Consider the following 10,885-nt stretch of genomic DNA (forward strand, 5'->3'; position numbering starts at 1 on the left):
AATGGTTTCTGCTGGAATAACATTTAATGATATTCATATGGTATTGCCGTTGGATTCAGATAGCATAAGTCTCAATGATTTAATTACCCAAGGGAAGTGGGGAGATGATGATGGAGATGGACAGGGGGCAGGGGGAGTAACGGCATCAGGGAGTATATCGTTAGCAATAAAGGATAAAGATGGCACTACGGTTAGTCGTGGTGATACATTAAATCTATGTAAAGCGCCTTATAAGGTAACCTTAAGTAGTACTGGGGGGAATTTAGTTACGCAGTATGGTGTCCCCAATAGTAGTACATTTAGTGGAGGAACAGTGGATTATTATATCACTTTGCCGTCACGGCCGGTTATTTGTTCGGTTAGGCCGAATCTTACTGTTGGCGGAAGCAACTTCGCTGGTCCATCTAACATATGGAGTCCTACTAAGGGCTTTTTAGTTCAGTCAACAAACCCATCATCTTACGACAAAAACTTTCCTACTACAGGAGCAGATGGTTTGTATTTTGATTTGGACATAGGTGGTATTGACGCAAGTCAGTTGCGTTGGACAGTTAATACAAGTGGTAGTCTAGGAGCAACGGTGAGATGGACAAGTCCGCTAACAGGGACATTCAGAGACCCAAGGGGAAATACTGTCCGAGCTGATGATTGGATTAGGAATAAATCCAAGATAACACGGGTAACGTTGCATGGTCCAGAGGCAAGAAGCCAGTGGAGTAATTCTAATCCTTTTCAAATTACCGTGCCATCTTTGCCACAGACCTTTGAGTTGGTGGGTAGTGATGGTAGAGGTCATGAGGTTCGTTATGGGTTTGTATTGAGGCAGTGGTTCGTCCATCGGGGTGGTGAATATGAACCCGGTTCTAATCAAATAGTATGGTGTAATAGTTTGGGTTATCGAATGTCACGGGTAAGTGATTTAACCAATGCGAAGTGTGGTGTAGATAATACTCGGTTTCCATGTGTAAATGGCATAGATGGCGCAGCACCTCGTTCATCACTTAATAATTACATGCGTCACATAGGAGCTGGTTTTTTCACGGAGTGGGGCAACATGTACAACTATGCTGATGTGGGCTTCGTCAACTACTACTATTGGACTAGTGGCGCTACAGGTAGCTCTGGCTTCTCTGTCGACTCGAACGGCGGCAACGTCTTCAGCTACAGTGCCAGCAACGGCTATTCTGCTGTTTGCACCGCACCTTAGTTTTTAGCGTTGAGTTCTTAATCCTTAGGGCGCGGGGGTGGTTATATGGTGCCTGAGAGGACAATCTAACAAAGAATAACTCCCCTGCGTAAGTTGGGGCGTTTCCCTTAGGGTTTGCGCCGTTGTGGCAAAGCCACAATAGCGCCGCCCCGCCGCCGACGCTGAAAGTGTCGATGGCAGTCTTTGTGGATTACGCTGTGGCGGTTTAAATTCTTGGTCTGTTTGTAGTACGGCAAGGTTTCGGACGTTTTGACCTTTGGTGAACAAAATAGCTATCATGACAACGTCCGAGCAAAGGGAATTAAAGCGAATTCCCTTTGCAATCCCACGCTTTGGCTACAGAATGTGGTCTACGGCTATTCTTCGCAATTACTCGTATCATCCTGATACTCGCCTCTACGAGGCTATCTTCGCTGTGCTCAGATGTTCAAATTTGTTCCAGACAAATTTGTCTAACGCCGTAACAAGACAGACAACATAACCTTAAGTGGCTTTTATGAGTCACTTTTTTATAAAAAACACTGCAAAAACCACAAAAAACGCTCCGGTAGACTATTGATTTTATTAAAAGTTTTTTATGCAGCGTCTTTATTGAACAAAACAATCAAAAAAATCAGCCATGCTATCTGTTTTATTCCGGCGTCAGAATGCGCCGACAACAGAGCAAAGCAATTACTTTATTGTGGAATTTATCTTACTGATAATAAAAAATTATCTAGATAATATATGAAAATAAAAAGCATCTTTCGATGCTTTAATGTTTATAAGATGAAAAGTAAATTGTTATTACTTTATCCCAAATTCAGACCGATAAGCTTCAACTTGCGTTACTTGATCTTTTCGAGCTGGATCTTTATAGAGGTACTGGATTAAATCATCAAGCGTAATAATTGAAATTACATTGCAATGATAAGTTTGTTTAATTTCTTGAATTGCTGACAGTTCACCACGACCTTTTTCTTGACGATCTAGACAAATCAGTACGCCAGCAAGTTTAGATTGGTTATCTGCTAATATTTTCATCGATTCACGAATAGCAGTTCCGGCAGTAATAACATCATCGACCAACATAACGCGTTGTTGATAGATCGAACTACCTACTAAATTACCGCCTTCGCCATGATCTTTTGCTTCTTTACGGTTAAAGCAGTAAGGAATGTCAACATTATGATATTCAGATAGTGCAACAACGGTTGATGAAACAATAGGGATACCTTTATAGGCTGGACCAAAAATGACATCGTACTCTAAATTAGCATCCATTAGTGCGGCTGCATAAAAACGACCTAATAAAGCCAGATCTTTACCTGTATTAAATAATCCTGCATTAAAGAAATAGGGACTTTTGCGTCCCGATTTTAAGGTGAATTCACCAAACTTTAATGCTTGCCTATTTAATGCAAATTCAATAAATTCACTTTTATATGATTTCATCGATCCTCTCCAATTAATCTTTTAAGGCCTGTTTTTGTGCATCAATAATAGTTTTGATGCCATTTTTTGCTAGCTCTAACAGTTTTAATAATTCGTCATGACTAAAAGGTTCGCCTTCAGCAGTGCCTTGCACTTCAATCATACGACCATCGTCAGTCATAACAACATTCATATCGGTTTCAGCGTTTGAATCTTCTATGTATTCTAAGTCACACACTGCTTGGCCATCGACAATACCGACAGAAACAGCAGCAACTAATGATTTAATTGGATTTTGCTTAATTTTACCATCTGCAACCATTTTGTTGATTGCATCATTTAGTGCTACACAAGCACCAGTAATTGACGCAGTTCGGGTACCACCATCTGCTTGAATAACATCGCAATCTAACGTGATAGTATATTCACCTAATAAATTAAGGTCGATCATTGCACGTAGTGAACGAGCAATAAGGCGTTGAATCTCCATAGTGCGGCCGGTTTGCTTACCTTTAGCCGCTTCGCGTTGAGTTCGTGAATGGGTTGCACGAGGTAGCATTCCATACTCAGCAGTTACCCAACCTTGGTTTTGACCCTTTAAAAAACGTGGCACACCTTCATCAATAGTGGCATTGCAAAGTACTTTAGTTTCACCAAACTCAACTAATACAGAACCTTCTGCATGCTTAGTATAATGACGGGTTATTTTGATAGGGCGGACTTGTTCCGCAGATCGACCTGACGGGCGCATGCAATTCTCCAGATGTTACAATTAAAAAATATCTTTTTTGAGCTAATTATTTAGGGGGACATCAACAAGATAAGGTTGATGTTTAGCCTAAGCTAAGAGCATATTATACAGAATATGTGGTACAATGCCCAGCAAGTTTTTTATAAATTTAGGAAGCAATTATGATTTCCAGTATGACCGCCTATGCCAGAAAGGAGTTAAATCAATCGTGGGGAACCGCCTCATGGGAACTCCGATCAGTTAATCAACGTTATTTAGAAACCTATATCCGTCTACCAGAACAGTTTCGTTCACTTGAACCGATGATACGTGAACGACTCCGTAATCGTCTAACTCGTGGTAAAGTCGAATGTAATTTACGCTTTGAATTAGATCCTGCAGCGCAAAATCAAGAACTTTCGTTAAATAAAGATCTTGCTAAGCAAATTTTAAATGCCGCTAATTGGGTTCAAACAGAGCATCAATCAGGACAAGTTAACCCAATTGATGTACTTCGTTGGCCAGGCGTATTGTCGGCAAAAGAACAAAATCTTGACAGCATATCACAAGAAATCTTAGCGTTACTTGATACAGCTATCGACGAGTTTAAAGCTGTTCGAGAACGTGAAGGTAAAGCGCTTAGTGATTTAATAGCTAAACGTTTAGAAGCCATTACCGTAGAAGTGGATAAGATTCGTAATTGGATGCCGCAAATACTTGAATGGCAAAAAGAACGTTTAAAAAGTAAATTGGCTGAAGCTAATATTGAACTGGATCATTCTCGCCTAGAGCAAGAAATAGTGATGGTTGCCCAGCGAATTGATGTTGCAGAAGAGCTTGATCGTCTAATGACACATGTTAAAGAAACTTATTCGATCTTAAAGAAAAACGAAGCGATAGGTCGTAGATTAGATTTTATGATGCAAGAGTTTAATCGAGAAACTAACACTATTGCCTCTAAATCAATTAATGCTGAAGTGACAGCCAGTGCAATTGAATTGAAGGTACTTATAGAACAAATTCGTGAGCAAGTACAAAATATTGAGTAATTTTATTATGTTAACACTTGCTTATTAGTATATTCTTCCAATATAAATGTAATTTTCTTTGCATTTATATTGGAATTATCATTATCTTTTTATTTAATTGATCAGTTTAAAAGCTGTGTTAATTACAATAATTTCTTGCTTTGAGTGATTTAAAATACCAATAAAGCACAAGGCAAGCTGTACCTGTTGATAACAGATCGGCCGTTGGCGCTGCAGCCCAAACACCATCAAAACCCAAAAATAATGGTAAAATATAAAGTGCTGGTAACAAAATCAAAATTTGCCTTGAAAGACTTAATAAAATCGAAATTTTTGCCATACCAATACATTGGAAAAAGCTAGTGGTAACCATTTGAAAGCCAACAAAAATAAAAGAGAGTGTAGTAAATCGTAATGCAATAGCCGAAAGTTGCACTAAATCTTCCTCGGAACTAAAAGCTCGCACCAACATATCTGGAATAAAAAATCCTAACACAAAACCGAGCGAAGTTACAACCGTTGCTACTTTCACAGCATAAAAGAAAGTCTTTTTAACGCGATCATAATTTTTAGCACCATAATTATAACCAATAATAGGTTGCATACCTTGGTTGATACCAATGACAATCATAATCACTAAAGTAATAAGCCGGTTAGCATTAGAAAAAGCAGCAATTGAATCATCGCCCGAAACATTAGCAAGTGGAGCATAACGATTAAGTTGCCAGTTAATAAACACTACAACGATTGATGCCGCCATTTGCATTGAAAAAGGCGATAAACCGATTGATATAACCGATTTTGCAATTGAAAAGTCCAACTTAAAATTACGACGATAAAGCTTAATATTACTATTCTTATTTAAAAAATGTTGCATAACAAACACAAAGCTAATCATCATCGACAACGTTGTTGCCATTGCAGCTCCACGCATCCCCCAGCCTAAACCAATAATGAAAATTGGCGCTAAAATAATATTAGCAATCACACTAACAAACATAGTGACCATTGCCTTAAATGGATAACCACTTGCGCGCATCATATTATTGTAGTTAAAAGTCAAGGTTAAAAAGATACTACCGGGTAAAAAAATCTGTAAAAATTCTCTGGCATAAACATGGTTAACAGGGCTAGAACCGACAAATCGCAACACGGGATCAATAAAAATAAGCAACATCGACAACGTAAAACCACTCAGCACCGCAGTTAGCATAAACGATGTGCCGGCGACTTTTTCGGCTTTATCGTTATCGCCACGGCCTAAAAAAATCGAAATCCGACTGGCCGAACCAATCCCAACCAACATACCAATTGCCGCTGCTAAATTCATCACAGGTAAAATAAGACCAGCAGCACTTAACGCCTCGCGTCCGATCCAATGGCCAATAAAAATGCCATCAATAATATTATAAAGAGTGTTAACAATTGTCCCAATAATGGCAGGTAACGCATATTGCCAAAATAGTGCACTGATTTTTTTATTTTTAAAATCATTATAAACATCAATAGAGTGAGCCATTGCTTTTAATTTTCCGCTGATAAATATTGTAAAAAAGTTTCCGGTAACTATACGTTTTAGTATAAATTAGTATAATCATTATTCATATTAATAATGATAACCCCAAGTTGCTTGTTAGGTATATTAGCAAAATAATAAATTCAGTTTTCGATTTTTACTTATTTCTTAATTTTAATGATTATAACTGATAGCGATTATCTAAACCTTGCTATCTCGACTGCGCTTACCTTACGTATAGTTAAAACTTGTCAAAAAGTCTCCGATAACTATACGTTTAAGTATAAATATTATGCAATTTAACAGTGTTAGTTTAACAGACTGGCAAATTGTTAATAGCACTTTTTCAGCGCTTTGATAAAATAATGACCTTAATGATTATAGCGATCCAATAGGAACCTCACCAATGAGCGTACAAATAGAAAAGATCATACTGCATAAATTAATTAGAAAAAGCGACACCGAAATTGAACTACAACTTCGTGACTCAATGCTCGACAACGAGCAAGCGGTTGTTAATCTAATTGAAGATATCAACCGTATCTATAATAACAAAAGCAAAGCCTATGGATTATTTAATAGCGAAAGCTTATTTGAACAATCACTAAAAGAACTACGGCTAGGCAATCAAGATTTCTTACATTTTAGCCAAGAATCCACCAAACAACTACGCAACGAACTTGCCAAATATCCTTTTGCAGAAGGAGGAACGGTAGTGTTTTGCCAATATCGTTATTTGGCGGTTGAATACTTAATTATTGCGGTGTTAAATAGTTGTTTAAGTATGTTAGTTAATGAGGACTTAGATATTAGCGAAACGCAATATCTAGATATTGACCATGCCGATATTATTGCCCGTATAGACATGACCGAATGGGAAACCCAAGCCGACTCAAAACGATACCTAACTTTCTTAAAAGGTCGAGTAGGACGAAAAGTATCTGACTTTTTTATGGACTACCTAGGTGCTAATGAAGGATTAGATGCGAAAGCACAAAACAAAACACTGGTTAAAGCGGTAGATGATTACTGCCAAGAAATGCAATTTGACAAACAAGACAAAACCAACGCACGTGAAAGCGTCTACAATTACTGCCAAGCTCAATTACAAGCTGGTGAAGAAATTGAACTAAAAAATCTAGCCAACGAACTACCAACAAGTGACGATAACAACTTTATCGAATTTATTAAAAACAGCGAATATGACTTAGAAGACACATTCCCCGTTGATCGTAGTGCATTGCGCCAACTTAAAAAATTCTCGGGCAGCGGTGGCGGATTAACCTTAAGCTTCGATTCAAATTTGTTAGGTGAACGTATAAAATGGGATCCACAGACTGACTCACTGGTTATTAAAGGTGTACCGCCTAATTTGCGTGATCAGCTACAACGCAATAGCGGCTCGAACTAATTATCCGCTAATCATAAACTAACAACGTTATTAGGACAAAAAATGAAATACATTGGTGCACATGTAAGTGCAGCAGGTGGGGTAGATAACGCCCCGATAAATGCCTATCAAATTGGCGCAACCGCATTTGCGTTATTTACCAAAAATCAACGACAATGGCACGCCAAACCGCTTGAAACAGCCACCATCGACAGCTTTAAAAAACGCTGCGAAAAATATGGTTTTACCAGCAAACAAATTTTGCCACACGATAGTTACCTTATTAATTTAGGACACCCCGATAGTGAACAGCTTGAAAAATCACGCACTGCTTTTTTAGACGAAATGCAACGTTGTGAACAATTAGGATTAACATTACTCAATTTTCACCCCGGAAGCGATCTAAAACAAATATCGGTTGATGAATGCCTAGCACGCATTGCCGAATCGATTAACATTACGCTCGACAAAACACAAAATGTGGTTGCTGTTATCGAAAATACGGCAGGACAAGGCTCTAACTTAGGCTATAAATTTGAACATCTTGCGCAAATCATTGGCCAAGTCGAAGACAAAAGCCGAGTTGGAGTTTGCATTGACACTTGCCACGCTTTTGCCGCTGGTTACGATTTACGTACCGAACAAGCTTGCCAAGAAACTTTTGCTGAGTTCGAAAAAATCGTCGGTTTTCAATACTTACGAGGCATGCACTTAAATGATGCTAAAAGTGAATTTGCTAGTCATGTCGATCGCCATCACAGTTTAGGCAAAGGCAATATTGGTGAAGTAGCATTTAAATATATTATGCAAGATCCAAGAATTGACGAAATTCCTCTTATCTTAGAAACCATTGATCCCGATATTTGGGCACAAGAAATAAGCTGGTTAAAGGAACAGGTAAATGCATAAAATTATTATATTTTTTATTTGGCTATAAACAAAGTGGGTAATGTTTACCCACAAATTAGGTTAAACATTGCATAAATGTTTAAATATGTTTCATTATTCCAATTGCGCTGCAAGTTCAATTATTTCCGGCAAAATATCCAAAATCAAAGCCAATTGTTGCATAACTAACAGATCATTATTCGTTTTATCATCATCAATTGAAACAGCCGAAATAGTTTCGATATAATCGGTGACGGATTTTTTAATAGCTTGGTATTCACCGTCGATCTTTTTAATGCTTAATAGATTAATAATATAGACCGACAAATCATCAAATAGATCGAAAGTTTGTTTTGAAAGAGGTTTATCGCGATGCGCACCTAAAGTCGAAAGATAGCTAATCAACGTATGATTAAGTGTTAACAAACGAAATCCCTGATCGATAACAACTGGATTCATATGCGGCTCTTTAGTCATCAAACTAATTAATGACGACAAATCTGCATTACTATCATGCGCCGCACGCCTAGCTAAACGATACATAACATCATTAGTTTTACCAGTCAAATACTGACGACCAATTAATGCTAAGTAATGGCTATCGTCATGGCAAACACGATCCACTAATTTTGGTAGATTTCTAAACTTCCAGTCAGGCCAAATAAAGCTCACAGCAAACCATGCAATAAAACAACCAATTAATGTTGCAATAATGCGCGCGACCGCAACTTCAATACTACTTTCGCCAATTAGACTGAAACTAAAAAACACCAATAACGTAATAAACGCAGTAGCATAAGCATATTGTGAATTCTTAAATAGAAAAAACAGCCAACCAGTGATAATAATCAACACCAACTGCTCAGGAACACTTGGAAATAAAAACGTCAACGGAACACCCACAATAATCCCTAGAATGGTACCGATTACCCGTAATTTTAACCGATATTTTGTAGTTGAATAGTTAGGTTGGCACACAAACAAACTGGTTAAAATAATCCAATATCCATGTTGCAAATCAGAAAAATGAATCACCATATAACCAACAAAAAATACCACACACATGCGAATTGCATGACGAAATAGTGCTGATTTTATGGTTAAATTATTTCTAATCTTGGCAAAAATAGCATAAAAACTGGTTAGTTCTTCATCGATTAACTGATTATCTTCTTCTGCTTTTGGCAAATGTTGCTCGGTATCAATATTAGCAAGTAATAGATCGATAGAAAGCAAATTCTGATGTAAACTCCTAAGCGCTTTAATCATCAGCATATCGCTTTTATGACTAGCATGATATTGATTAATAGCTTCTTCAAGATACGAAAAATAACGTGAAAACAGCGGATCATGTTGATAAGTTTGATTTAACTTAATTGTCATTGCCAATTGCGCACAAGCTTTCGCTTGCAAATTTAAAATACGAGCAAATCTAAATAAAATATCACTATGTTTAAAATGCACACTAAGCGCTTGATAATGTCCATGCGCTGAACTTGCTCGTTCATGAATATCTTGCGCGACAAAATAATAGCTTAGTAACTTTCTAATATAAGCTTGTCCACGATAGCTTTTTAAACGATTAAATAGTGAACGTTTTGTATTATTAAAAGCACTAATGAGTTGATTATTACTATTGTTTAATTGCAAAGTTTGTTTTTTAAACCCGTCAGACTCATCGGGATCAAACATCGCTGCCTTAGCGTCAAGATATTGTGCTAAATCAATAAAACACTGTGAAAGCGATTGTTGGGTTGTGCGAATGGGTTGGATGATCGATTCAATTAACGAAACAACATTATACCAAAGCGCACCTAACAGCAAAAAACAGGGTAAGGTGTAATTATCGATAAACAAATTATGCCCAAGCATAGTATAGGCAGCAATTAAAAGTGATCCAAACGCAATCACACCGTAACGTTGCCCAAGCGAACCAAGCATGGTAAAAATAAATGTTGAAGAAACCAAACCAATAATAAAAAATGCAGGATAATCAAATAACAACTCGACTGAAAAAGTGGCAATAGTAAAACAAATCAATGTAAGAATTAAATTAATACAACGGCTTAATAGACGAGTATCGATTTCGGTCAAGCCTGCTGCCACAACACCAAGCGTAAGAGGAATAACTAGCGAAGTATACCCAAAATACCACGGAACCAAAGTCGAACCAGTTAAACTAATTAACATCCGAAGACTAAAAAGAAGATTACTGCTGTAAAAGACTTTACGTAAAGACAAAATAAATGTGTGCACGGTGTATTGGGTTTGGTGTATGTTCAAATAATAGCTACTAGAATACTATATTGCATCAATTAGGGAAAGAGCGCAAAAAAGTTGTTTATTTTTAAGAAAAAGAAAATCAAAAAACTTCAATAAAATCAATGGTCTATCGGATCGATTTTAGGCCTTTAAAAAGCACCTACTCCACCAGTCCCAAAAACCATCCAACCTCTACCCACGTAAAAAACGCCACTCCCCAAAAAAAACCAAAGCAACGCACTTAACCCGCTAACAAATCTTTACAATAAACCAACAAAAAAAGTGGCGCATTATTCATCATCAAGTTATAATTTTTGAGCTTATACAGGCAAGGAATCGCTCAAAATTCAAGGAACGGATATAAAAGTTCATAAAAAACAAGAAATTACTTGACAAGGAAATAAAAATGCATTACCATGGTTGGCATCTGGCATCTGGCATGCCAAACCTA

The 10,885-nt window shown here is 37.4% G+C and carries 8 protein-coding genes; 4 read left to right on the plus strand and 4 right to left on the minus strand.

Translation table 11 applies throughout. From position 1 onward, the window contains the following. The coding region (locus tag A9G31_RS11865) for a hypothetical protein (protein WP_065561346.1) at positions 1 to 1,207 on the plus strand (1,207 nt) is incomplete at its 5' end. 786 nt (positions 1,208 to 1,993) lie between these two features. Here A9G31_RS11865 and pyrE read toward each other — a convergent pair. Both pyrE and rph read right to left on the minus strand, forming a co-directional pair. Next, on the minus strand, positions 1,994 to 2,641 hold the full coding sequence (pyrE, locus tag A9G31_RS08940; RefSeq protein WP_065561347.1) for an orotate phosphoribosyltransferase: 648 nt from the start codon (positions 2,639 to 2,641) through the stop codon (positions 1,994 to 1,996). Positions 2,642 to 2,654: 13 nt separating this feature from the next. After that, the gene (rph, locus tag A9G31_RS08945) at positions 2,655 to 3,371 is read right to left on the minus strand and encodes a ribonuclease PH (RefSeq protein ID WP_065561348.1); all 717 of its coding nucleotides are present in this window, start codon (positions 3,369 to 3,371) and stop codon (positions 2,655 to 2,657) included. 161 nt (positions 3,372 to 3,532) lie between these two features. Between rph and A9G31_RS08950 the strand changes: the two genes are divergently transcribed. Continuing rightward, positions 3,533 to 4,399 carry a YicC/YloC family endoribonuclease gene (locus tag A9G31_RS08950; RefSeq protein ID WP_065561349.1) on the plus strand — a complete coding sequence of 289 codons (867 nt, stop codon included), beginning with the start codon at positions 3,533 to 3,535 and terminating at the stop codon, positions 4,397 to 4,399. 118 nt (positions 4,400 to 4,517) lie between these two features. On the opposite strand, the gene A9G31_RS08955 is transcribed toward A9G31_RS08950, so the two are convergent. Further along, complete coding sequence (locus tag A9G31_RS08955; RefSeq protein WP_065561350.1) at positions 4,518 to 5,897, minus strand: MATE family efflux transporter; 1,380 nt, start codon at positions 5,895 to 5,897, stop codon at positions 4,518 to 4,520. 403 nt (positions 5,898 to 6,300) lie between these two features. Between A9G31_RS08955 and yejK the strand changes: the two genes are divergently transcribed. After that, the gene (gene yejK, locus A9G31_RS08960) at positions 6,301 to 7,305 is read left to right on the plus strand and encodes a nucleoid-associated protein YejK (protein WP_065561351.1); all 1,005 of its coding nucleotides are present in this window, start codon (positions 6,301 to 6,303) and stop codon (positions 7,303 to 7,305) included. A gap of 42 nt (positions 7,306 to 7,347) precedes the next feature. Beyond that, complete coding sequence (gene nfo, locus A9G31_RS08965; RefSeq protein ID WP_065561352.1) at positions 7,348 to 8,193, plus strand: deoxyribonuclease IV; 846 nt, start codon at positions 7,348 to 7,350, stop codon at positions 8,191 to 8,193. A 93-nt stretch (positions 8,194 to 8,286) separates the two neighbouring features. Here the strand turns inward: nfo and yccS are convergent, their stop codons facing one another. Then, the gene (gene yccS, locus A9G31_RS08970; RefSeq protein ID WP_218056435.1) at positions 8,287 to 10,455 is read right to left on the minus strand and encodes a YccS family putative transporter; all 2,169 of its coding nucleotides are present in this window, start codon (positions 10,453 to 10,455) and stop codon (positions 8,287 to 8,289) included. Positions 10,456 to 10,885 lie beyond the last annotated feature (430 nt).

Source organism: Gilliamella sp. Gris1-4, from assembly GCF_001690335.1.
Lineage (GTDB): Bacteria > Pseudomonadota > Gammaproteobacteria > Enterobacterales > Orbaceae > Gilliamella > Gilliamella apicola_P.

Coding starts and splice junctions, on each gene's coding strand:
- pyrE (WP_065561347.1), bottom strand. CDS start 2,641: ATGAAATCATATAAAAGTGAATTTATTGAATTTGCATTAAATAGGCAA.
- rph (WP_065561348.1), bottom strand. CDS start 3,371: ATGCGCCCGTCAGGTCGATCTGCGGAACAAGTCCGCCCTATCAAAATA.
- A9G31_RS08950 (WP_065561349.1), top strand. CDS start 3,533: ATGATTTCCAGTATGACCGCCTATGCCAGAAAGGAGTTAAATCAATCG.
- A9G31_RS08955 (WP_065561350.1), bottom strand. CDS start 5,897: ATGGCTCACTCTATTGATGTTTATAATGATTTTAAAAATAAAAAAATC.
- yejK (WP_065561351.1), top strand. CDS start 6,301: ATGAGCGTACAAATAGAAAAGATCATACTGCATAAATTAATTAGAAAA.
- nfo (WP_065561352.1), top strand. CDS start 7,348: ATGAAATACATTGGTGCACATGTAAGTGCAGCAGGTGGGGTAGATAAC.